The organism is Microbacterium sp. NPDC087592 (assembly GCF_044743585.1).
Taxonomy (GTDB): domain Bacteria; phylum Actinomycetota; class Actinomycetes; order Actinomycetales; family Microbacteriaceae; genus Microbacterium.
Genome location: NZ_JBIUWT010000004.1, coordinates 20,782 through 41,539, shown reverse-complemented (window position 1 = coordinate 41,539; position 20,758 = coordinate 20,782). Strand labels below are relative to the sequence as shown.

General features: G+C 67.8%; 25 protein-coding genes. 8 read left to right on the top strand and 17 right to left on the bottom strand.

From position 1 onward, the window contains the following. The 4 genes from ACIOTO_RS18480 to ACIOTO_RS18465 are packed head-to-tail and all read right to left on the bottom strand — an operon-like array spanning position 1 to position 4,806. Complete coding sequence (locus tag ACIOTO_RS18480) at positions 1-1,056, bottom strand: ABC transporter permease (RefSeq protein WP_029262664.1); 1,056 nt, start codon at positions 1,054-1,056, stop codon at positions 1-3. After that, positions 1,053-2,165 (bottom strand): ABC transporter permease, encoded by a 1,113-nt coding sequence (locus ACIOTO_RS18475; protein WP_400858918.1) that lies wholly within the window; start codon positions 2,163-2,165, stop codon positions 1,053-1,055. The genes ACIOTO_RS18480 and ACIOTO_RS18475 overlap by 4 nt, the downstream gene beginning before the upstream one ends. Then, entirely contained in the window at positions 2,162-3,700 is a 1,539-nt protein-coding gene (locus ACIOTO_RS18470; protein ID WP_400858917.1) for a sugar ABC transporter ATP-binding protein, read from the bottom strand. Before ACIOTO_RS18470 ends, ACIOTO_RS18475 begins: the two co-directional genes overlap by 4 nt. Next, positions 3,697-4,806 carry a Gfo/Idh/MocA family protein gene (locus ACIOTO_RS18465; protein WP_400858915.1) on the bottom strand — a complete coding sequence of 370 codons (1,110 nt, stop codon included), beginning with the start codon at positions 4,804-4,806 and terminating at the stop codon, positions 3,697-3,699. The genes ACIOTO_RS18470 and ACIOTO_RS18465 overlap by 4 nt, the downstream gene beginning before the upstream one ends. 113 nt (positions 4,807-4,919) lie before the next feature. On the opposite strand from ACIOTO_RS18465, the gene ACIOTO_RS18460 reads away from it, so the two are divergent. Next, positions 4,920-6,113, top strand: a complete 1,194-nt coding sequence (locus ACIOTO_RS18460) for an ROK family protein (protein WP_400858913.1) — start codon at positions 4,920-4,922, stop codon at positions 6,111-6,113. A gap of 31 nt (positions 6,114-6,144) precedes the next feature. Here the strand turns inward: ACIOTO_RS18460 and ACIOTO_RS18455 are convergent, their stop codons facing one another. Further along, positions 6,145-7,275 (bottom strand): Gfo/Idh/MocA family protein, encoded by a 1,131-nt coding sequence (locus ACIOTO_RS18455; protein WP_400858911.1) that lies wholly within the window; start codon positions 7,273-7,275, stop codon positions 6,145-6,147. Next, positions 7,275-8,081 (bottom strand): sugar phosphate isomerase/epimerase family protein, encoded by an 807-nt coding sequence (locus ACIOTO_RS18450; RefSeq protein ID WP_400858909.1) that lies wholly within the window; start codon positions 8,079-8,081, stop codon positions 7,275-7,277. Before ACIOTO_RS18450 ends, ACIOTO_RS18455 begins: the two co-directional genes overlap by 1 nt. Before the next feature lie 108 nt (positions 8,082-8,189). On the opposite strand from ACIOTO_RS18450, the gene ACIOTO_RS18445 reads away from it, so the two are divergent. From ACIOTO_RS18445 to ACIOTO_RS18435, 3 genes are read left to right on the top strand one after another with little or no spacing between them, the layout of a single operon-like run. Beyond that, positions 8,190-8,807, top strand: a complete 618-nt coding sequence (locus tag ACIOTO_RS18445) for a TetR/AcrR family transcriptional regulator (RefSeq protein ID WP_400858906.1) — start codon at positions 8,190-8,192, stop codon at positions 8,805-8,807. 58 nt (positions 8,808-8,865) lie between these two features. Next, positions 8,866-9,510 (top strand): DUF4166 domain-containing protein, encoded by a 645-nt coding sequence (locus ACIOTO_RS18440; RefSeq protein ID WP_400858905.1) that lies wholly within the window; start codon positions 8,866-8,868, stop codon positions 9,508-9,510. Then, positions 9,507-10,478, top strand: a complete 972-nt coding sequence (locus ACIOTO_RS18435) for an epimerase (RefSeq protein ID WP_400858903.1) — start codon at positions 9,507-9,509, stop codon at positions 10,476-10,478. The genes ACIOTO_RS18440 and ACIOTO_RS18435 overlap by 4 nt, the downstream gene beginning before the upstream one ends. On the opposite strand, the gene ACIOTO_RS18430 is transcribed toward ACIOTO_RS18435, so the two are convergent. The 3 genes from ACIOTO_RS18430 to ACIOTO_RS18420 are packed head-to-tail and all read right to left on the bottom strand — an operon-like array spanning position 10,475 to position 12,083. Beyond that, positions 10,475-10,867, bottom strand: a complete 393-nt coding sequence (locus tag ACIOTO_RS18430; RefSeq protein WP_400858901.1) for a PLD nuclease N-terminal domain-containing protein — start codon at positions 10,865-10,867, stop codon at positions 10,475-10,477. The genes ACIOTO_RS18435 and ACIOTO_RS18430 overlap by 4 nt on opposite strands. A gap of 50 nt (positions 10,868-10,917) precedes the next feature. Further along, the gene (locus ACIOTO_RS18425; protein ID WP_400858899.1) at positions 10,918-11,847 is read right to left on the bottom strand and encodes an aldo/keto reductase family oxidoreductase; all 930 of its coding nucleotides are present in this window, start codon (positions 11,845-11,847) and stop codon (positions 10,918-10,920) included. 29 nt (positions 11,848-11,876) lie between these two features. Beyond that, complete coding sequence (locus ACIOTO_RS18420; protein WP_400858897.1) at positions 11,877-12,083, bottom strand: helix-turn-helix domain-containing protein; 207 nt, start codon at positions 12,081-12,083, stop codon at positions 11,877-11,879. Positions 12,084-12,198: 115 nt separating this feature from the next. Between ACIOTO_RS18420 and ACIOTO_RS18415 the strand changes: the two genes are divergently transcribed. From ACIOTO_RS18415 to ACIOTO_RS18405, 3 genes are read left to right on the top strand one after another with little or no spacing between them, the layout of a single operon-like run. After that, the gene (locus ACIOTO_RS18415) at positions 12,199-12,573 is read left to right on the top strand and encodes a helix-turn-helix domain-containing protein (protein WP_262002503.1); all 375 of its coding nucleotides are present in this window, start codon (positions 12,199-12,201) and stop codon (positions 12,571-12,573) included. A gap of 42 nt (positions 12,574-12,615) precedes the next feature. Further along, on the top strand, positions 12,616-13,008 hold the full coding sequence (locus ACIOTO_RS18410) for an ImmA/IrrE family metallo-endopeptidase (protein WP_400858896.1): 393 nt from the start codon (positions 12,616-12,618) through the stop codon (positions 13,006-13,008). A gap of 8 nt (positions 13,009-13,016) precedes the next feature. Further along, the gene (locus tag ACIOTO_RS18405) at positions 13,017-13,619 is read left to right on the top strand and encodes a GNAT family N-acetyltransferase (protein ID WP_400858894.1); all 603 of its coding nucleotides are present in this window, start codon (positions 13,017-13,019) and stop codon (positions 13,617-13,619) included. A 27-nt stretch (positions 13,620-13,646) separates the two neighbouring features. On the opposite strand, the gene ACIOTO_RS18400 is transcribed toward ACIOTO_RS18405, so the two are convergent. Beyond that, the gene (locus ACIOTO_RS18400) at positions 13,647-13,874 is read right to left on the bottom strand and encodes a hypothetical protein (protein WP_400858892.1); all 228 of its coding nucleotides are present in this window, start codon (positions 13,872-13,874) and stop codon (positions 13,647-13,649) included. Positions 13,875-13,940: 66 nt separating this feature from the next. Between ACIOTO_RS18400 and ACIOTO_RS18395 the strand changes: the two genes are divergently transcribed. Next, a complete protein-coding gene (locus ACIOTO_RS18395) occupies positions 13,941-14,552 on the top strand; it encodes a flavodoxin family protein (protein ID WP_105710976.1) in 612 nt (203 codons plus the stop codon). A 6-nt stretch (positions 14,553-14,558) separates the two neighbouring features. Here ACIOTO_RS18395 and ACIOTO_RS18390 read toward each other — a convergent pair whose 3' ends face one another. The 7 genes from ACIOTO_RS18390 to nrdH all read right to left on the bottom strand — a co-directional run bounded on the left by ACIOTO_RS18390 (position 14,559) and on the right by nrdH (position 20,752). Next, on the bottom strand, positions 14,559-15,059 hold the full coding sequence (locus ACIOTO_RS18390; RefSeq protein ID WP_400858890.1) for a GNAT family N-acetyltransferase: 501 nt from the start codon (positions 15,057-15,059) through the stop codon (positions 14,559-14,561). A 43-nt stretch (positions 15,060-15,102) separates the two neighbouring features. After that, positions 15,103-16,113, bottom strand: a complete 1,011-nt coding sequence (locus ACIOTO_RS18385; RefSeq protein WP_400858888.1) for a hypothetical protein — start codon at positions 16,111-16,113, stop codon at positions 15,103-15,105. Between the two features lie 307 nt (positions 16,114-16,420). Further along, entirely contained in the window at positions 16,421-16,912 is a 492-nt protein-coding gene (locus tag ACIOTO_RS18380) for a hypothetical protein (protein WP_400858886.1), read from the bottom strand. Further along, complete coding sequence (nrdF, locus tag ACIOTO_RS18375) at positions 16,912-17,889, bottom strand: class 1b ribonucleoside-diphosphate reductase subunit beta (RefSeq protein WP_017828866.1); 978 nt, start codon at positions 17,887-17,889, stop codon at positions 16,912-16,914. The genes ACIOTO_RS18380 and nrdF overlap by 1 nt, the downstream gene beginning before the upstream one ends. A gap of 47 nt (positions 17,890-17,936) precedes the next feature. Beyond that, positions 17,937-20,081 (bottom strand): class 1b ribonucleoside-diphosphate reductase subunit alpha, encoded by a 2,145-nt coding sequence (nrdE, locus tag ACIOTO_RS18370; protein ID WP_400858884.1) that lies wholly within the window; start codon positions 20,079-20,081, stop codon positions 17,937-17,939. Further along, positions 20,078-20,512 carry a class Ib ribonucleoside-diphosphate reductase assembly flavoprotein NrdI gene (nrdI, locus tag ACIOTO_RS18365; RefSeq protein ID WP_029262703.1) on the bottom strand — a complete coding sequence of 145 codons (435 nt, stop codon included), beginning with the start codon at positions 20,510-20,512 and terminating at the stop codon, positions 20,078-20,080. The genes nrdE and nrdI overlap by 4 nt, the downstream gene beginning before the upstream one ends. Before the next feature lie 6 nt (positions 20,513-20,518). Beyond that, on the bottom strand, positions 20,519-20,752 hold the full coding sequence (gene nrdH, locus ACIOTO_RS18360) for a glutaredoxin-like protein NrdH (RefSeq protein WP_028503264.1): 234 nt from the start codon (positions 20,750-20,752) through the stop codon (positions 20,519-20,521). Positions 20,753-20,758 lie beyond the last annotated feature (6 nt).

Below are 20,758 nucleotides of genomic sequence, written 5' to 3'. Positions count from 1 at the left end.
CTAATCTCCTCTGGTTTCTGTGTTGATGGTGCTGGTGGAACTGGTGGTTTCAGGGATTCTGGGTTCTTCGGGAGGGATGTCCGAGGGCAGCGGGCCGCGCTTGCGCCGCGCCCGGAAGGCGACGGCGGAGTAGGCGACCGCGGCGATGATGATGACGCCCTGCACGGCATCGCGCAGTGTCGAGGGGATGCCCGCGATGTTCAGCAGCATGAACAGGGCCTCGAGGGCGAAGGCACCGGCGACCGCCCCGACGATCCACCCTCGGCCACCGCCCAGCACGACGCCTCCGAGCACCACGGCCGTGATGGCGGTGAACTCGTATCCGCGGCCGACCGAGGGATGCACGCCGGCGTATCCGACGAGGAGCACGGCTGACAGCGAGGCGGAGAGCGACGAGATGACGAACGCGCGCGTCGTCACCCAGGCGCGGCGGGCCCCGGCGTAGTCGACCGCACCGGCGTTGTCGCCGACCGCGATCAGCGTCTTGCCCAGCGGGCGCTTGGTGATCCAGATGCCGAGTCCCAGCCACACGATGAGCAGCAGCACCGCCCAGGGGATGAACTCGAGGAACGGCACGTCGCGGATGCCGCCGCGGCCGATCTCACGGAAGCTGTCGGCCGGGTTCCCGGTGGCCGCTCCCCCGGTCCACCACATCACTCCGCCCAGGAGGGCGAGCATCATGCCGAGCGTGACGATGAACGACGGCACCTTCAACAGTGTCGTGATCACCCCGTTCACGAGCCCGACGGCCACAGCGAAGACGATCATGAGCAGCAGGACCGGCACCGTGCGGGCGTCGTCCTGACCGACCAGGTTGCCGGCGATGATCACCTGCGCCGTGATGAGCGAGCCCTGCGAGAGGTCGAACTCCCCCGCGATGATCACGAAGTACTGCCCGATCGCGACGATCGCGATGGGCGCCACCCGCTGGATGAAGCGCATGAACTGACCGGGCTCGGCGAAGCTCGGGTTGAGGATCGTGACGGCCACCAACAGCAGCACGAGCAGCAGGAACACGGCCCCACGGGGGCTCACGAGAGTGCGCAGCGCGTTCATGAGCGTCCTCCTTCCGTGGCGGTGCCGATATCGGATGCGGTGTCGGTGTCGGTGCTGACGGCGGCGAGCTGCGACGCGGCGGCGGCCATCTCGGGTGCCGCTGCCTTCGCGGCATCGTCCCCACCGGTGCGGGTGCCTCCGGCGCCGAAGCGCGGACGGCGGCGGATGATCGAGCGGCGGCTGTAGACGGCCACCGCGGCGACGATGACGACGCCGCGGACGACGTCCTTGAGGAACGGGTTGACCTGCATGACGCTCATGACGTTGTCGACGACCGCGAGGATCGCCACGCCGCCGATCGTGCCCCAGACGGAGCCGCGACCACCGAGCAGCAGCGTTCCGCCGAGCACGACCGCCGCGATCGAGAGCAGCGCATAGCCGCCCTGCTGCCCGACGGTCGGGCTGCCGACGCCGAGGCGGCTGGCGAGCAGCAGACCCGCGAGACCCGCGAACACCGAGCAGAGCACGTGCGCCCAGATGAGAGGCATCCGCGTGCGCACGCCGGAGAGCCGGGCGATCTCGGGATCGCCGCCGACGGCGTAGAGGTGGGCGCCGGTGCGGGTGCGGTTGAGGAGCACCCAGATCACGACGGCCAGCACGATCATGATGAGCGTGGAGACCGGGATGGGTCCGACGCCGGTGGCGCCGATGAGCTGGAACGCCCAGGGCACCTTCCCCGCGGATCCCTCGAAGTTCGTGTTGAGGATGCCCTGCAGGATGAGTCCGACGCCGAGTGTGGCGATGAAGCCGTTGACCTTGAGCACCGTGACGATGAGCCCGTTCACGAGACCCACGCCGGCGCACACGAGCAGCGTGACGATCACGGCCACCGGGATGTTCGCCGCGTTGTCGTTCATCATCGTGGCCGCCAGCAGACTCGACAGGCTGATCACGTAGGTGACAGAGAGGTCGAGAGAGGCGCCGAGCACCACGAGCGTCTGCCCGATCGCGACGAGGCCGAGCACGCTCATGCCGGTCAGGATGTCGCGGATGTTGCCGGCGCTGAGGAAGTTGCGCCCCACGGTGCCGACCAGGATCGCGCCAATGACGAGCACCAGGAGCAGGATGCCGAGCACGATGACCGTGGAATCGATCTTCAGACGCTTCATCGCGCACCTCCGTCCGTCGCGGTGTCGGGATCGAGGGTGCCCGGATGGGCGGCGCCGGTCGCGGCCCCGAGGATCTCGTGCTCGGCGGAGCCCGCCGGCAGTTCGGCGACGAGTTCGCCGTCGTGCATGACCAGAATCCGGTCGCTCATGCCGATCACCTCCGGCAGTTCGCTCGACACCATCAGCACGGCCTTCCCTTGCGCTGCGAGCTCGCGCATCAGCTGGTAGACGGCGTACTTCGCACCGACGTCGATGCCGCGGGTGGGCTCGTCGAAGAGCACGATCTGCGGCTGGGTGAGCAGCCACTTGGCCAGCACCACCTTCTGCTGGTTGCCGCCGGAGAGGAAGCGCACCTCCTGATCCAGGCCCCGCGAGCTGACCTCGAGCGAGCTCAGGATGCCGGGTACCTCGCGCCGGGATGCGGCGGTGCGACCGGCGAAGACACTGCGGACGACCAGCAGAGCGTTGTCGAGGACCGACTGCCCGAGGGCGAGGCCCTGCGCCTTGCGGTCCTCGGAGACGAGGGCGAGGCCGGCGCGGACGGCGGCGCGGGCGGTCCCGATCCGCACGGGCGCCCCATCGATGCGCATCGATCCGCGGGTGAAGGCCTGGATGCCGAACACCCCTTCCACCAGCTCCGTGCGTCCGGAGCCCTGCAACCCGGCGATGCCGACGATCTCCCCGGCGCGGAGCGTGAGGGAGACCCCGTCGACGTAGGCGTTGCCGCAGCCGTCGAGTTCGAGCCGCGCCTTCCCGACCGTCGTACCCTCGACCGCATCCGGGAAGTACGACTGGATGGAGCGGCCGACCATGCGCCGCACGAGCTCACCCGTGGTCAGGGCGGCGGTCTCGTCGGTCGAGACGAGCGCGCCGTCTTTGAGGATCGTGATGCGATCGCACAGGTCGAAGATCTCCTTCAACCGGTGCGAGACGTAGATCACGGCGACGCCGCGGGAGGTGAGCCGGCGGATGATCGCGTAGAGCAGCTCGACCTCGCGGTCGCTGAGGGCGGCGGTCGGCTCGTCCATCGAGATGACCCGAGCATCGAAGGAGAGCGCCTTGACGATCTCGACGATCTGCTGCTCGGCGACCGTCAGCGAACCGACGCGCGCGGTCGGCTCGATGAAGGAGACCCCGAGGTCGGTCAGCAGGTCGGCGGTCCGCGAGTTCATGGCGCGCTGGTCGACGAATCCCCGCCGACGCGGCTCGCGTCCGAGGTAGACGTTCTGCGCCACCGTGCGCTCCGGCAGCAGCGTGAACTCCTGGAAGACCGTGACGATGCCGGCATCCATCGCCTGCCGCGGGTGCGCGTGGTGCACCTCTTCGCCGCGATACGAGATCGTGCCCTCATCGGCCGGCTGCACGCCGGCGATGATCTTCATCAGCGTGGACTTGCCCGCGCCGTTCTCGCCGACGAGACCGTGCACCTCGCCGGGCCGCACGTCGAAGTCGATGCCCTTGAGAACCTCGACGCCGAAGAACGACTTGCGGATGCCGGCCACCCGCAGCACGGGTTCGGTCGTGGTCGCGATCATGCCGTCACCTCCACCCATCGTCCGCCGTCGGCCGCCGAGGCGAGCACGGCCTCCGTGAGCACGGCCGAGCGGTATCCGTCGGCGAAAGTCGGGAGCCCATCGGGTTCCGCACCGGCGATCGCCGCATAGACGTCGGCGATGAAGCTGTTGAAGGCGTCCTGGTACCCCATCGGGTGTCCCGCCGGAACCCGCTGCAGCCGCGCGGAATCCGGGTCGGCGGTGGCGGGGTCGCGCAGCAGCAGCCGGGATTCCTCGCGCATGCCGATCCACAGCTCCTCGGGCCGCTCCTGCTCGAAGCGCAGGCTCTGCCGCGAACCGTGCAGCTCGAGGGTGAGGGCGTTCTTGCGGCCGGCGGCCATCTGCGAGATGAGCAGCGTGCCGAGGGCGCCCGACTCGGTCTCGACGAGCACCGCGACGATGTCCTCCGTATCGACCGACTGCCCGGAGCGCTCCGAGAAGACCCGACGGGTGCGGGCGCTCAGCGCGTGGATACGCTCACCGATCACGAACTCGATCAGGTCGCACAGGTGGGAGCCGATGTCGGCGAAGGCGCGGGATGCGCCGCCGGACTCGGAGCGCACCCGCCAGTCGTCGTCGCTCGACAGCAGCATCCAGTCCTGCAGATAGGAGCAGTCGAGGGTGAGCAGGTCACCGGCCTCGCCGCGGGCGATCCGCGCCCTGGCCTCGCGCACCATCGGGTGATAGCGGTAGATGAACGGGACGGCCGCCACCAGTCCGCGAGCTTCCGCGGTCTCGGCGAGAACCTTGGCGTCCGCCGCCGTCGTGGCGAGCGGCTTCTCGCACACGACGTGCTTGCCAGCGGTCAACGCCTGCAGCGCGAGCGAGGCGTGCGTGGCGTTCGGCGTGCAGATGTGCACGACGTCGATGTCCCCCGCTTCCAGCAGACCGGCCGCATCGCTCTCGGCTCGACCGGCACCGAGCGCCAGCGCGGCATCGCGACTTCCTTCGCGAGAGCGGGTGGCGACGGCGCGCAGTTCGCCGCCGGCGTCGCGGGCCGCGGTGCGATGCACGCGGGCCATGAATCCTCCGCCGAGGATGCCGGCTCGGATCGTTCCGAGACCGGTGTCAGTGACATCCGTTGTCATGCGGCGATTCTGACACAGACCTGCAGACTTTTGCTAGACCTTCGTCAAAAGTTATCTGACGGAAATCGGAAGTCGATCGGCGAGACGCCGAAGTGCTGTGGTTTACTGACGCAATGGTTGACGTTCTCAGGCCCGCTCCGGCGATCGCATCGGGGATCGGAGAGATCTTCCAGATCCTCCGCGACGGCCACGCCAGGACGAAGGCGGAACTCGCCGTCCTCACCGGCCTCGCCCGGTCGACCGTCGCCCTGCGGGTCGACGCGCTCCTCGCCGCCGACCTCGTCCGCCCCGCCGGAGAAGCCGTCTCCACGGGTGGCCGACCGCCCGCACGCGTGGCCTTCAACCCGCGCGCCGGGCTCGTGCTGGCCGTCGACCTCGGTGCCACGCACGCGACGGTCGCGGTCGCCGACCTGGCCGCCGTCATCCTCGATGCCCGCACGCGCACGATCGACATCGGCGACGGACCGGAGAGCCTGCTCGACACGATCCTCGCCGACGCCGCCGAGCTGCTCGACTCGACCGCCGCCGGCCTCCCGCTCGTCGGTGTCGGCATCGGCGTGCCAGGCCCCGTCGAGCACTCCACCGGCCGACCCACCAATCCGCCGATCATGCCGGGCTGGGACCGGTTCGACGTGCCCGCCTACGTGCAGAAGACCTTCGACGTGCCCGTTCTCGTCGACAACGACGTCAACATCCTCGCCCTCGGCGAGCAGGCGATGAGCTGGCCACAGGTCGAAGACCTCGTCTTCGTCAAGGTCTCGACCGGCATCGGCGCCGGCATCATCGCGGGCGGCCAACTGCAGCGCGGCGCGCAGGGATCCGCGGGCGACATGGGCCACGTCCAGGTGCCCGCGGGCGCGGGGTCGACCCGCGAGCCGGGCGATGAGCGCGACCTCGAGGCCCTCGCCAGCGGTTCCGCACTCGCGATCGCGCTCCGCGAGGAGGGGCTCGACGTGCACGGGCCCTCGGATGTGGTCGATCTGGTCCGCGCCGGAAACGCCGCCGCGATCGAGGCCACCCGTCAGGCGGGGCGTGATGTCGGCGAGGTCCTCGCGACCGTCGTCAATCTCCTGAACCCGTCGATCATCGTGCTGGGCGGCAGCATCGCCCGCGCCGGTGAGCACCTGCTCGCGGGTGTGCGCGAGGTCGTCTACCGCCGCTCGATCCCGCTCGCGACGCAGCATCTGGCGATCGTGCAGTCCCAGGCGGGCGACCGCGCGGCCGTGCTGGGGGCCGCGATCATGGTCGCGCGCGAGGTGCTCTCCCCTGCGAGCGTCGACCGCTACGTGGCGGCGAAGGCGCGCTGATCCGCACCCCCGCCGCCCCGAGCGGCGACCGTCAGAGCGTGGCCTCGAACGGATCGAAGTCCGCGGCGATCGCGCCCACCTGATCCAGCGTGCTCTCGACCGGGACGAAGCTCCGCGATTCGGCCGCCTCCTCGATCGACAGGAGCGTGTCGAGCACGTGGTAGCCGAACTCCCCCGTGGCGACGTGCGGCCGGCCGGCCGCGATCGAGCGGGCCATGTCGAGCAGCCCGACACCACGACCGGAGAGCACACCCTCCTGCGCGATGTCGACGATCTCCTGCGTCATCGGCTCCGGCGGAACGAACTGACGTGTGAGCGGACGCGTGATGGTGATCGGACCGCCGAAGGTGTTCGGGTCGGGGATCACGATCGTGCCCTCGGTGCCGGTGATCTCGACGATCCCTTGCCGCAGCAGCGGTGAGTCGGTGCTGTACAGGCTCTGCGCCTGGCCGCCCTCCTCGAAGTCCATCAGCACGCTGAGCGTGGACGGGATCTCGACCGGGAACTCCTGGCCCGCCAGCTCGCCGACCTGCACACGGCGCGTCGGCGACCCCTGCAGCCCGAGGGCGGCGACCGCGGCGACCGGTCCGAACACGTGCACGAGGGTCGACACGTAGTACGGGCCCATGTCGAGCAGCGGCCCCGCGCCCTTGGCGTAGAGGAACGCAGGGTTCGGGTGGAAGATCTCCGGACCCTGCCACTGGAAGGTGGTCTGACCGAACAGCGGGCGCCCGATGTCGCCGCGCGCTATCGCCCGCTTGGCGGTCTGCACGCCCGGGCCGAGCACGGTGTCCGGGGCCACGCCGACGCGCAGACCGGCGGCATCCGCCTTCTCCAGCAGCCGACGCGACTCCTCGCGGCTGACGCCGATCGGCTTCTCTGTCCAGACGTGCTTGCCCGCGGCGATGATCGCCTCGGAGACCTCGACATGCACCGCCGGGATCGTCAGGTTCACGACGATGTCGATCTCGGGATCGTCGAGCACCACGTCGACGCCGCCGGCACGCGGGACGCCGTACTTCGCGGCCTGCGCCTTCGCACGCTCCTCGATGACGTCGGCGACCGCGATCACACGGACATCCGGGAAGGTGGTGAGGTTCGACAGGTACTGGTCGCTGATGTTCCCGGCACCGATGATGCCGACTCCGACGGGACCCGCCATCAGCCGGCCACCTTCTCGTCGAGGAAGACACGGCTGCGCTCGATCGCGTCGAACAGGTCGCCCTCGTAGTAGTCGAACTCGACGATCGCGAGCTCGAGCGCCGGGGCGGCGGAGATGGCTTCGACCAGCGGAACGGATCCCTCGCCCGCGGCCACCTGGTCGGCGGGCGGGTAGGCGCCGGCGAGCGCCGGGTCGAGCGTGCCGTCCTTCGCGTGCACGGCGATCACGCGGTCACCCAGGCGCTGCAGCAGCGCGACGGGGTCGACACCGCCGCGAGCCACCCAATACAGGTCGACCTCGAGCACGACGCGCTCGTCGAGCAGCCCGGCGAGAACCTCCAGCCCGGTCACCCCGTCGAAGACGGCCTCCAGCTCGTGCGCGTGGTTGTGGTACCCGACGCGGACGCCGACGGTCGCGCCGATCTCGGCGGCCGCGTTCAGCAGGCGCGCGGTCTCCTCGATCTGCGCGACCGACTCCCAGCGCGCGGGCTCGGTGTAGGGGTCGATGACCGTTTCCATGCCCAGCACCCGGGCTGCGGCGAAGACGACGTCGGGCGTGGGGACGGGGATGGTCGTGCCGCTGCCGTCGGGGTTCACGAACGACTCCGAAGCCAGGAAGGCGTGCCCGGACGGGGCGGTGAGTCCGGCGGCGGAGAGCGCGGCGGCGAGCGGCTCGGCACGGCGGACGAAGTCGTAGGGCTCGACGGCCGTGAAGCCGCGGGCGGCGACCGCCGTGAGCGTGCCCTCCAGGTCGGCCTCCAGCTCGTCCTTGATCGTGAACAGCTGCAGGGAGGTCTGAATCGTCATCGGTCGTGCTCCTTCGGTCTTCGGTGACATGTGGGGGTCACTACCCCGTGCAGGCACGCTACCACCAAATACCTCCACGTGGAAGTTTTGATTCGCTAGACTCCCCCCATGCCCGCCGACACGCCAGAGCCTGCCGAGCAGCCCCGCCCGCGCGGCACCTACGCCAAGGGGATCGCTCGCCGACAGGAGATCCTCGATCGCGCCATCGAGGTCTTCGCCGCGCGCGGCTCCGACCGCACGAGCCTGCGGGCGATCGCGCGCGAAGTGGGCGTCACGCACGCCGCCCTCACCCACTACTTCGGGTCTCTCGAAGAGCTGCTCGTCGCCGTCTACGAGGAGAGCAACGCGCCGGGGCGGCAGCCCGATCCCCCGTCGGCGGATGCGACGCCGGTCGAGATGATGATCGAGTCGGCACGCTTCAACCGCGCGATCCCCGGCCTCGTGCAGCTGTATTCGACCCTTGTCGCGTCGGCACTCGAGGAGGGCCACCCGGCGGCGCGCACGTTCGCCACCGGTCGTTTCACACGTCTGCGCGAACGGCTCGCCGAGACCGTGCGGCGGCAGCAGGAAGGCGGGCAGATCCGGAAGGACGTCGACGCGGATGCCGTCGCGGCTCTCGTCGTCGCGGCGTCGGACGGCCTTCAGACGCAGTGGCTGCTCGACGAGACGGCCCCGCAGCACGAGGCGCTCGCGCTGCTCGACCGGCTGCTGCGCCCACCCGCGTGACCGACCGCGGACCGGCCAAGAGCAGCCGCCGCCGGACTAGGCTCGAAGCGTGACGCCCGTGCCGGATTCCCCTTACGCCCGGGCGCTCGGCGAACGCATCGACGAGCTGCACCCTCGCCTGCGCGCCTACTTCTCGGCGGTCCCCGACGGCGCCGTCGGCATCGGCGAGGGCGTGTTCCACGTCGTCGGCACGCCGCGGCGGTGGCTGTGGCCCGTGCTCCGCGTCCTCGAACGTCGCGGGGTCGTCGCCGCCGTCTGGGAGCGCGACGTGCCCTTCCGCGTCGAGAACCGCACGATCGCATCGAGGGCCATCGGCGAGCGCACGTTCCGCTTCACCCGCGGCCCGTGGGTCATGCGCGATGCGGTCGCGCTCACCCGGCACGGTCGCGTGCTCGACGAACTCGGCGAACCCGGACTCATCGCGGCCTGCTTCGACGTCGACGTGCGCGACGGCGGACTGCACCTCACGAGTCGGGCTGTCGGGGTGCGACTCGGACGGCTCCGAATCCGCGTCCCCCGCCTGATCGCACCGGTCGTCCGCCTCACGGAGCGCTTCGACGACGCCATCGACCGGCAGCAGTTGGCACTCACGATCGACGCGCCTCTCCTCGGCCGCGTGTACGAATACCGGGGCGACTTCGAGTACCGCGTCCCGCACATCGCCGAGGTCCCCCGCACCGCAGAGAAGGAGCAGTCCGCATGAGCACAGGCCGGGTCGTCATCGGCGGGTCCACGGGCTTCATGGGGAGCCACCTCGTCTCCCGACTCCGCGCCGAGGGCCGCGAGGTCGTCACGATCTCGCGCTCCGGCGCCGACATCCGCTGGGGCGATCAGGTCGAGATCGACCGCGCGGTCGACGGCGCCTCCCTGGTCATCGGCCTCGCGGGCAAGAGCGTCAACTGCCGGTACACGCCGGAGAACCGCGCCGAGATCTTCCGGTCCCGGCTCGACACCACCACGTCGCTGAGCACGGCGATCGCCCGCGCGTCTGCGCCTCCCGCCCTGTGGGTGAACTCCTCGACGGCCACGATCTACCGGCACGCCGAAGACCGTCCGATGACCGAATCCACGGGCGAGCTCGGCACCGGCTTCTCGGTCGAGGTCGCGAAGGCCTGGGAGAAGGCGTTGTTCGCCGAAGAGCTGCCCGCCACTCGCCGCGTCGCCCTCCGCAGCGCCATCGTGCTCGGCCACGGCGGCGTGCTCGGGCCCCTGAAGAACCTCGTCCGGCTCGGGCTCGGCGGTCCGCAGTACGACGGCCGGTGGCCCGCGACCGCCGCGCGACGCCGGGCCGGGACCGTTCACCACTTCCGCGCGCGCCGCGGGAGTCAGCGGTTCAGCTGGGTGCACATCGACGACGTCGCGCGCATCATCGACTTCATCGAGCAGACGCCGTCACTCGAGGGTCCCGTCAACGTCGCATCCCCGAATCCGGTCGACAACGTCGAGTTCATGGCGACGATCAGGCGGGTGCTGGGTGCTCGCGTCGGCCCGCCGCTGCCCCGCTGGATACTCGAGCTCGGCGCCATCGGCATCCGCACCGAGACCGAACTCGTCCTGAAGAGCCGGTGGGTGCTGCCGGAGAAGCTCACCGCCGCGGGCTTCGAGTTCCGCCACCCGCAGTTGGAAGAGGCGATCCGCGAGTCCTTCGACCGCGGAGGGGTCTCGGCCTAGGAGGCGGCGCCGGCGGATCCGGAGGCTGCGTCCCCGTCGCGGCGGCGCTTCTCGAGCTCCTCGCGGAGCCGCCATTCCTCGATCTCGCGGTCGAGGTCGGCGATCTGCTGCTCGGTCGTGCGCGTGTCCGCCGGCGGCGAGGGGCGCACGTCGGCGCGGGTGGCGGTCGGCCGCTCGGCTCGACGCACGCGAGGGATGGAGACGCCGGCCTCGCCGTACTCGCGTCCGATGGCGAACCACAGCACGCTGCCGACGAACGGCAACAGGATCACGATGATGATCCACACCATCTTCGGCAGGTGCTTCACCAGGGCGCTGTCGCGGGTGATGATGTCGATCAGTGCGCCGATCATCAGGGCGATGACGAGGAGCGAGAACAGGAACGGCATGAGTTCAGGGTAGACGACGGCGTGCCGGACCGCGCCGACCCGAACCAGTTCTACGGCAGCAGGTGTCCGGCGGCGCGGAACAGCTCGTACCACTCGGGCCGGGTCAGCTCGAGGTCGGCGCCCATCGCGGCCTCGCGCACGCGCTGGGGTGTGGTCGTACCGAGGACCACCTGCATGCCGGCGGGGTGACGGGTGATCCAGGCGGTCGCGATGGCGAGCGGAGTCACGCCGTACGACGCCGCGAGGCGATCGATCACCGCGTTCAGTTCGGGGTACTCGGGGTTGCCGAGGAACACGCCGTGACCGCGGCCGTCCTGGAACGGCGACCAGGCCTGGATCGTGATGCCGTTGATGCGGCAGTACTCCACGATGCCGCCGCCGTCGCGCACGACGCTCTGCTCGTGGCCGGCGATGTTCGCCGCGACCGGCTGGGCGAGGATCGGCGCATGGGTGATCGACAGCTGCAGCTGATTGGCGACCAGCGGCTGCCGGACGGCCGTGCGGAGAAGGTCGATCTGCCGCGGTGTGTGGTTCGAGACACCGAAGGCCCGGACCTTGCCCGCGACCTCCAGATCGTCGAACGCACGGGCGACCTCCTCAGGCTCGACGAGCATGTCGGGGCGGTGGAGCAGCAGCACGTCGAGGCGGTCGGTCTGCAGGGCAGCGAGCGACCCTTCGACCTGGGTCACGATGTGCTCGTAGGAGAAGTCGAACGTCCCCTGCGCGGGCACGATCCCGCACTTGGTCTGCAGCACGATCTCGTCGCGCTCGGAGGCGCTGAGCCGCAGCGCACCGGCGAAGCGCGCCTCGCACTGGTGCATGCTCCCGCCGTAGATGTCCGCGTGGTCGAAGAAGTCGATGCCGGACTCCCGCGCTGTGGCGTAGAGCGCCCGGATGTGCGCCTCGTCTTTATCGTTGATGCGCATCATGCCGGCGACGACGGCGGGGGCGGTGGACGATCCGAACGGCACGGTCTTCATACGGACCACGCTACTGTGCGCGTCCGACGTCAGTCGTCGACCCCGGATGCCGGGAGGAGTCTCGTGATCGGGATGTCGAGCGCCGCGGCGATGCCGGCGAGGTCGACGACGGTGAAGTCGACCTGACCCTCCAGCAGCTCCGAGAGCGCGTCCGGCGTGATGCCCGAGAGCTCGGACAGTCGAGAGAACGACAGCCCGGCGTGCATTCGCGCGCCGTTCACGGTGGATGCCAACATCTGACGCAATTCTGTCCCCATACGCCTACGCTAGTACCCCGCACGGACACGCAGACCTGTCGATTGCACCATAATGGCGGCATTCTGGAGTCGGTGCGCTGCTATCGTGAGCCGGGTGAAGACACCGGCCGAGGAATTCAACAACGCCGTGGGGCGCCAGATCCGCGGCGAGATCGCCGCGTCCAGGAGCAGCATCGCGGCGATGGCGCGCACCATCGGCATCGCGCGCAGCGCCCTCGACAACTACGTCACCGGCAAGCGTGCCATCCCGGTCCCGGTCGTCTACTCGGTCTGCGACGCTCTCGGCCTCGAGCCCCACGTGCTCTTCGCTCGCGCAGAGGAACGCCTCAGAGCAGACGGGGAGACGACCGCGCGCATCACCCCGATCCGCCCCACCCCCGATGTCGCCGGTCCGCGAGAAGATACCCGCGAGGTCGCCTTCGAATCCCGCACGTCGCACGACTCGGATACGGACGACCTCTACGACTAGCGGCGCACACGCTGCCGCCCCGGCACGGCGAGGAGGAGAGCGATGGACGACCTTCTGCACCTCGCCGAGGAACAGCGACTGCGCATCGTCGAGGGTCCCGGCCGCACGCGCGGCGGCTTCGATCCCCTGACCCGCACGATCCGACTCAGTCCCGGTATGAGCGCGCGCACCACACGCAGTGTGCTCGCCCACGAGCTCGGGCATGCGCAGTTCGGGCACACTCCGGCGCGCGTGCCCGTGATCCGTGCGCAGCAGGAGCGCCAGGCCGACGAGTGGGCGGCCTGTCGGCTGATCACCCCGCGCGCCTATGCCGAGGCAGAAGAGCTCCGCGGGCCGCACCTGGCCAGTCTGGCCTTCGAGCTCGGGGTCACCATCGAGCTGGTCACCGCCTACCAGCAGCTCCTGCGTCAGGGCGCCGTCCCGGTCGCTGGTTGAATACCGTCATGGCTTTCCTCGTCGCTCCCGCCCCCGTCACCCTCACCGGCGAACTCGTCGAACTCCGTCCGCTCGAGCGCTCGCACGTCGACGGTCTCATCGACGCGGTGCAGGAGGGCGACCTGTGGAAGACGGCCTGGTACACCTCGGTTCCGGCCCCCGACGGCGTGGGCGCAGAAGTCGACCGACGCCTCTCGCTCATCGAGAGGGGCGAGATGGTGCCGTTCACCGCTTTCGGTGCCGACGGACGCGTTCTCGGGCTCACCTCGTACTACGACATCGTCGCGGATGTCCCGCGGCTGCACATCGGCTACACCTGGAACCGTCCGTCCGCCCACGGCACGGGCACGAACGCGGAGTCCAAGCTGCTGCTGCTCCGGCACGCCTTCGAAACGCTCGGGGTGTTCCGCGTCGGCCTGACCACACAGTGGGTCAACTTCCAGTCCCGCACGGCGATCGAGCGGCTCGGAGCCAAGCAGGACGGCGTGATGCGGGCCATGAGCCGCTACCGCAACGGCGCGCTGCGCGACAGTGTGGAGTACTCGATCATCGAACCGGAGTGGCCCGCGGTAAGGGCCAACCTCGAGGCGCGGCTCGCTAAACGACGCTGAGCGGACGGCGTTGCCGTCCGCGATGGATCACTCGGTGGCGTTGCCCGACCAGTTGTTCGCCCGACGCGTGGCCGACCCTCCCTGGCGGAGCATGAACGCCATCGCCAGCGTGACGAGGAGGAGGCCGCCGCAGAACGCGAGCGCCTGGAAGTCGGGCAGCCCGAACGAGATGCCCATCGTCCAGATGCCTCCGATGAAGAGGATCATGAAGAAGAGGAAGCTGAGGATCACGGGATCTCCTGTCGTCGGTGCCATCTACCAGGATAGCCCCGGTGCGGAAACCCCCTGTGCACGCGTGTGCTCGCCTGCTCTGCTGTGATCATGAAGACACCACTGACCGCGGTCGCCGTCTCGTGCACGCTGAAGCCGTCGCCCGCCTCCTCCAGTTCCGACCTTCTCGCCACGCAGCTGCTCGAGGCCCTCGCCGGTCACGGCATCACGGGCGACCTGGTCCGCGCCGTCGATCTGTCGATCAGCCCCGGCGTGGAGAAGGACATGGGTGACGGCGACGAGTGGCCGAGCGTGCGCCGACGCATCCTCGACGCCGACATCCTCGTGTTCGCCACTCCCACGTGGATGGGACAGCACTCCAGCGTCGCGCAGCGCGTGCTCGAACGCCTCGACGCCGAGCTCGGCGAGACAGACGCGCGAGGACGGCCCACCCTCTTCGACAAGGTCGCGATCGCGGGCATCGTCGGCAACGAGGACGGAGCCCACCACATCGCGGCGATCCTCTTCCAGTCGCTGAACGACGTCGGTTTCACCATCCCGGCCCAGGGCTCGGTCTACTGGAACGGGGAGGCGATGCACACCACCGATTACAAGGACCTCGACGAGACCCCCGAGAAGGTTGCCTCGGCGATCGGGACGGCGGCGCGGAACGCCGCGCACCTCGCCCGGCTGCTCAAGGCGCAGGAGTACCCGGCGGGGTGATGTCGATCACCCCGTGAGGTCGAGCATCCACTCGTTCACGGTCAGTTCTGCGCCCCGGAACGCCTCAGTGAACGTGCCGACCAGGGCGAAGCCGTTCCGGCGGCAGACGCTGTTGGACGCCGGGTTGTCGACGCCGGGGAATGCGGCGAGGAAACGCCTGCCACCTCGATGTGCGCGGGCATCGTCGATGAGCAGGGCGAGGGCTTTCGATGCGACGCCGCGCCCTTGCGCCTCGGGGCGGACGAACCAGCCGGTCTCCAGCGCGGGCTCGTCCCGCCAGTCCATGCGCCAGTAACCGATCGAACCGAGCGACGCCCCCTCGGCGTCTTCGATCACGAACATCCGTGCCTCGCCGGAGGCCACGAGCCGCAGGTAGCGGGTCTGACGTTCCACGACCTGCTCCTCGGTCTCGGGACCGTTCAGATGAGCCGTCATCGCGGGGGTGTTGGCGGCATGCAGCAGCTCGAGGTCGTTCTCGGACCAGAGTCGGAGGCGGAGGGAATCCATGCACGGATGTTCGCATGAGCCACCGACGCTCTACCGGATCGGCTCACCGACGGAAGGTGACGACCTCATCCCGGCGCGATTTCTCGAGCGTCAGACCGGCGAGCTCGAGGCGCCGATACACCCGTCTCGGCAATGGCGGCAGCTCGGCGGAGAACCCTCGGGGCGGCTTCGCGATCCCGGTGACCACCGAGAGGTCGACACCGGACCCGCCGCGCGCTTCGAAGCGTGCGTAGTCGCTGCGGGTCCGCCAACGGAGGAGCTCGAGGTCCCGGAACGGGATCGAGTAACGGGCCTCCCCCACGCGGATCCGGAGTTCGTCGTTGCCGAAGGCGACAGCGCACTGCTGCGTGCGGCGACGCAGGATCGCGGTGAACGCCAGGTATACGGGGAGTCCGACCACGATCCCGAGGAGGAGGATGGCGAGGCGCGGGCCCATCCGCATCGCGAGGTCGTCGAGCGCGATCAGCGCGACGACACCGAGGAGCCCGAACACCACGACGATCGCCACGATCGCCTGCGTGAGGCTGCGCATCCGGAGCTCGATGCCGGGGAACCGCACGACCGAACCGTCGCCGCTCTCCTCGCGTTCCCACTCCGGGGCCACGGGCAGCGGGCGCTTCTTCGCATCCCGGCGCCCGAGCAGATCGGTGACGCGGCTGAGCAGCCCGAGCCAGATCCATCCGACCGCGGGGATCGCCGCCATCTGCAGCACCACGGCGACACCGCGAACCGCAGCGGGGAACGGGTCGAGTAGGTCTCCCCCGAACTCGATCACCGAGGCGACGAGCACGCCCAGGACCACGGCCACGATCACGTGGAGGATCGCGCCGTTGCGCGCGGGCACCATGTCGAACGTCGCATTCACGAACGCGAAGCCGAAGCACCAGCCGCCGACCAGCATGAGCAGGAAGGGGAAGAAGCTCAAGTCATCGCCCGCGACCGTGAAGACGATGGCGGCGAGCAGCAGCACCGCGCCCCAGAGGAGCGGGTTGCGCACCAGTTTCCGGGTCACGCTCGTACGCACCCGCGCGTCGGCGGTGGTGTTCTCCGTCATCGGGACGAGCCTAGGCTCCAACAGGGCCGCCGCAGTGCGCCGTGGAACAACAAATCAACGCCATCGACTGACCTCTCCTCATCGAGATCCGGCGATGCCAGCCACAAGCAACACAAGACTGACGCCGACTGCCCTGCCGCCACTTCGAGTCCAACTGGGCTGACGTCGAGCATCGATCGCGGTGTGCTTGCGCAGATCTCGGCATCGTCGAACCTGACCGGGGCAATCTGCTCCAAATCGCCACATCTAGCCCCAGGTTTGACGCCCGATTTCAGCACCTGCCGGGACGCCAAAACAGCAACGATTGTCAGATGCGTCTCATGCCACGGTACGTTGCGATCGAAATCACGAGGGCCGCGACAGGAGACAAATCCCCGTTGAACGCTGCATCCAGACCCCAGCACGCACTTCCAACTATCAACGCTGTTGCAGCGCAGAAACATCGATACAGGCGACCGGAGGCGTCCCTCACCCCAAGGCGTACAACATCGAACGGAGCATCTGTCGCCAGTTCGTGCGGGGCGATGTCAATGTCGGTGTCGATGTCACCAACGATCTGATTGAACCGTCGCTCGGTCTCGAGCACCTGATCAATGTAAGCCCCGAGGTCATGTCGCTCAACGAGACTTCTCAGGTCGCTGCGGACGACGGACGATTCGACTTCCGCATATGGAGACACGTCAATCGACTCCGCCAACCGACTCATCATCTCCGCATACGGAGACACATCAATCGACTCCGCCAACCGACTCATCATCTCCGCATACGGAGACACATCAACATTGAGAGTTCGCACCATTAGAAGTCCCAGTCGTCGTCTTCCGTGGCCTCGGCCTTGCCGATGACGTACGACGAGCCCGACCCCGAGAAGAAGTCGTGGTTCTCGTCGGCGTTCGGCGAGAGCGCCGACAGGATCGCCGGGTTCACGTTCGTGACGCTGGAGGGGAACATCGCCTCGTAGCCCAGGTTCATGAGGGCCTTGTTGGCGTTGTAGTGCAGGAACTTCTTGACGTCTTCGGTCAGACCGACGCCGTCGTAGAGGTCCTGCGTGTACTGCACCTCGTTGTCGTAGAGCTCGTACATGAGCGAGAACGTGTAGTCCTTGAGCTCATCGCGACGCTCCTGGGTCTCGTTCTCGAGCCCCTTCTGGAACTTGTAGCCGATGTAGTAGCCGTGCACGGCCTCGTCACGGATGATGAGGCGGATCAGGTCGGCCGTGTTCGTCAGCTTCGCCTTCGACGACCAGTAGATCGGCAGGTAGAACCCCGAGTAGAAGAGGAACGACTCCAGCAGGGTGGAGGCCACCTTGCGCTTGAGCGGGTCGTCGCCCTGGTAGTAGTCCATGATGATCTGAGCCTTCTTCTGAAGGTTCGGATTCTCGGTCGACCAGCGGAACGCCTCGTCGATCTCCTTCGTCGACGCGAGCGTCGAGAAGATCGAGGAGTAGCTCTTCGCGTGCACCGACTCCATGAACGCGATGTTCGTGTACACGGCCTCTTCGTGAGGCGTGATCGCGTCGGGGATCAGCGACACCGCACCCACGGTGCCCTGGATCGTGTCGAGCAGGGTGAGACCGGTGAACACCCGCATGGTGAGCAGCTGCTCGTCGGGGGTGAGCGTGTTCCACGACTGCACGTCGTTCGACAGCGGCACCTTCTCCGGCAGCCAGAAGTTGTTCACCAGACGGTTCCAGACCTCGAGGTCCTTGTCGTCCTGGATGCGGTTCCAGTTGATCGCCTGCACGCTGGAGACCAGCTTGAGTCTTTCAGGAGTCATTTTCTTCGTCGTCTCTCGGGGTTCAGCTGTGTTCTCGGGTCAACAGGTCAGAGCATGCACGAGACGCACTCGGCCATGTCGGTGCCCTCGAGCGCCAGCTGACGCAGGCGGATGTAGTAGATCGTCTTGATGCCCTTGCGCCATGCGTAGATCTGCGCCTTGTTGATGTCACGCGTGGTGGCGGTGTCCTTGAAGAACAGCGTCAGCGACAGACCCTGGTCGACGTGCTGCGTGGCAGCCGCGTACGTGTCGATGACCTTCTCGTAGCCGATCTCGTATGCGTCCTGGTAGTACTCCAGGTTGTCGTTCGTCATGAACGCCGCCGGGTAGTACACGCGACCGAGCTTGCCTTCCTTGCGGATCTCGATCTTCGACGCGATCGGGTGGATCGACGACGTGGAGTTGTTGATGTACGAGATCGAGCCGGTCGGCGGGACGGCCTGCAGGTTCTGGTTGTAGATGCCGTGCTTCTGGATCGACGCCTTCAGCTCGGCCCAGTCATCCTGCGTCGGGATGTGCTTGCCGGCGAAGAGCTCCTTGACCTTCTCGGTCGCGGGGACCCACGCCTGGTCGATGTACTTGTCGAAGAACGCACCCGACGCGTAGGTCGAGTCCTCGAACCCGTCGAACGTCGTGCCGCGCTCGATGGCGAGGTTGTTCGACGCACGCAGCGCGTGGAACAGCACCGTGTAGAAGTAGATGTTCGTGAAGTCGATGCCCTCTTCGGAGCCGTAGTACACGTGCTCGCGGGCGAGGTATCCGTGCAGGTTCATCTGGCCGAGGCCGATCGCGTGAGAGCGGTCGTTGCCGTCTTCGATCGAACGCACCGAGCCGATGTGGCTCTGGTCGCTGACCGCGGTGAGAGCGCGGATCGCCGTCTCGACGGTCTGACCCAGGTCGTCGGCATCCATCGACAGCGCGATGTTCATCGAGCCGAGGTTGCAGGAGATGTCCTTGCCGATGTTGTCGTACGACAGGTCGTCGTTGTACGTCGTCGGCGTGTTCACCTGCAGGATCTCGCTGCAGAGGTTGGACATGTTGATCCGACCCTTGATCGGGTTGGCCTTGTTCACCGTGTCTTCGAACATGACGTACGGGTAGCCGGACTCGAACTGGATCTCGGCGACGGTCTGGAAGAACTCGCGCGCGTTGATCTTGGTCTTCTTGATGCGCGGGTCGTCGACCATCTCGCGGTACTTCTCGGTGACCGAGATGTCGCCGAACGGCACGCCGTAGACCTTCTCGACGTCGTACGGCGAGAACAGGTACATGTCCTCGTCGTTCTTGGCGAGCTCGAACGTGATGTCGGGAACCACGACACCCAGCGAGAGCGTCTTGATGCGGATCTTCTCGTCGGCGTTCTCACGCTTGGTGTCGAGGAAGCGCATGATGTCGGGGTGGTGGGCGTTGAGGTACACCGCACCCGCACCCTGACGGGCACCGAGCTGGTTGGCGTAGCTGAAGCTGTCTTCGAGGAGCTTCATCACGGGGATGATGCCCGAGGACTGGTTCTCGATCTGCTTGATCGGCGCACCCGACTCGCGGATGTTCGAGAGCAGGAGCGCCACGCCGCCGCCGCGCTTGGAGAGCTGCAGCGCGGAGTTGATGCCGCGGGCGATCGACTCCATGTTGTCTTCGATGCGCAGCAGGAAGCAGCTGACGAGCTCGCCGCGCTGTGCCTTGCCGGCATTGAGGAAGGTCGGGGTGGCGGGCTGGAAGCGACCGGAGATGATCTCCTCGACGAGGGCGACCGCGAGCTTCTCGTCACCGTCGGCGAGGCCGAGCGCGGTCATGACGACACGGTCCTCGAAGCGCTCGAGGTAGCGCTTGCCGTCGAAGGTCTTGAGCGTGTAGCTCGTGTAGTACTTGAACGCGCCGAGGAACGTCTCGAAGCGGAACTTCTTGCCGTAGGCGAGATCGTTGAGCTTCTGGATGAACTCCATCGAGTACTTCTCGATGACGGCGCCCTCGTAGTACTCCTTCTCCACGAGGTAGTCCAGACGCTCCTTGAGCGAGTGGAAGAACACCGTGTTCTGGTTCACGTGCTGCAGGAAGTACTCCCGCGCCGCGCGCTTGTCGGCGTCGAACTGGATCTTCCCGTCCGCGTCGTACAGGTTGAGCATCGCGTTGAGGGCGTGATAGTCGAGACCCTCGTATGCAGGGTTCGTCTTGAATGCCACTGTCTCGGTCACTGAAGCTGCCACCGTCGTTCCAATCCGTCGCTCACGCGATCCACATCGTCTTGTGTGCCGAAGATCTCGAGCCGATACAAGTGCGGCACGTGGCACTTGCGGCTGATGATGTCACCGGCGAGGCAGAATGCATCGCCGAAGTTGGTGTTGCCCGCGGAGATCACTCCGCGGATGTGGCGCCGGTTGCGCTCGTCGTTGAGAAACCGGATCACCTGTTTGGGGACGGCGCCCTTCTCGACGCCGCGCCCCGCGCCCCCGCCATAGGTGGGGGTGACCAGCACGAAGGGCTCGTCGATGACGAGATCTTCTTCGTGTCGGTGGAGGGGGATGCGTCGGGACGGGAGTCCGAGTTTCTCGATGAAGCGCGCAGTGTTACCCGACACGCTCGAGAAGTAGATCAGGAGCGGCGCTGCGGTCGCGACGGCGCTCATGGGGCGTCACGCCAGACGGGAGGCGAGCTCGTCGATCTTGTCGGGACGGAAGCCCGACCAGTGACCCTCGTCGGTGACGACGACGGGTGCCTGCAGGTAGCCGAGCGCCTTGACCTGCTCGAGCGCCGTCGGGTCCTCGGAAAGGTCGAGGATCTCGTACTCGATGCCCTTGGCATCGAGGGCGCGGTAGGTGGCGTTGCACTGAACGCAGGAAGGCTTTGTGTAGACCGTGATCGACATCTTTTC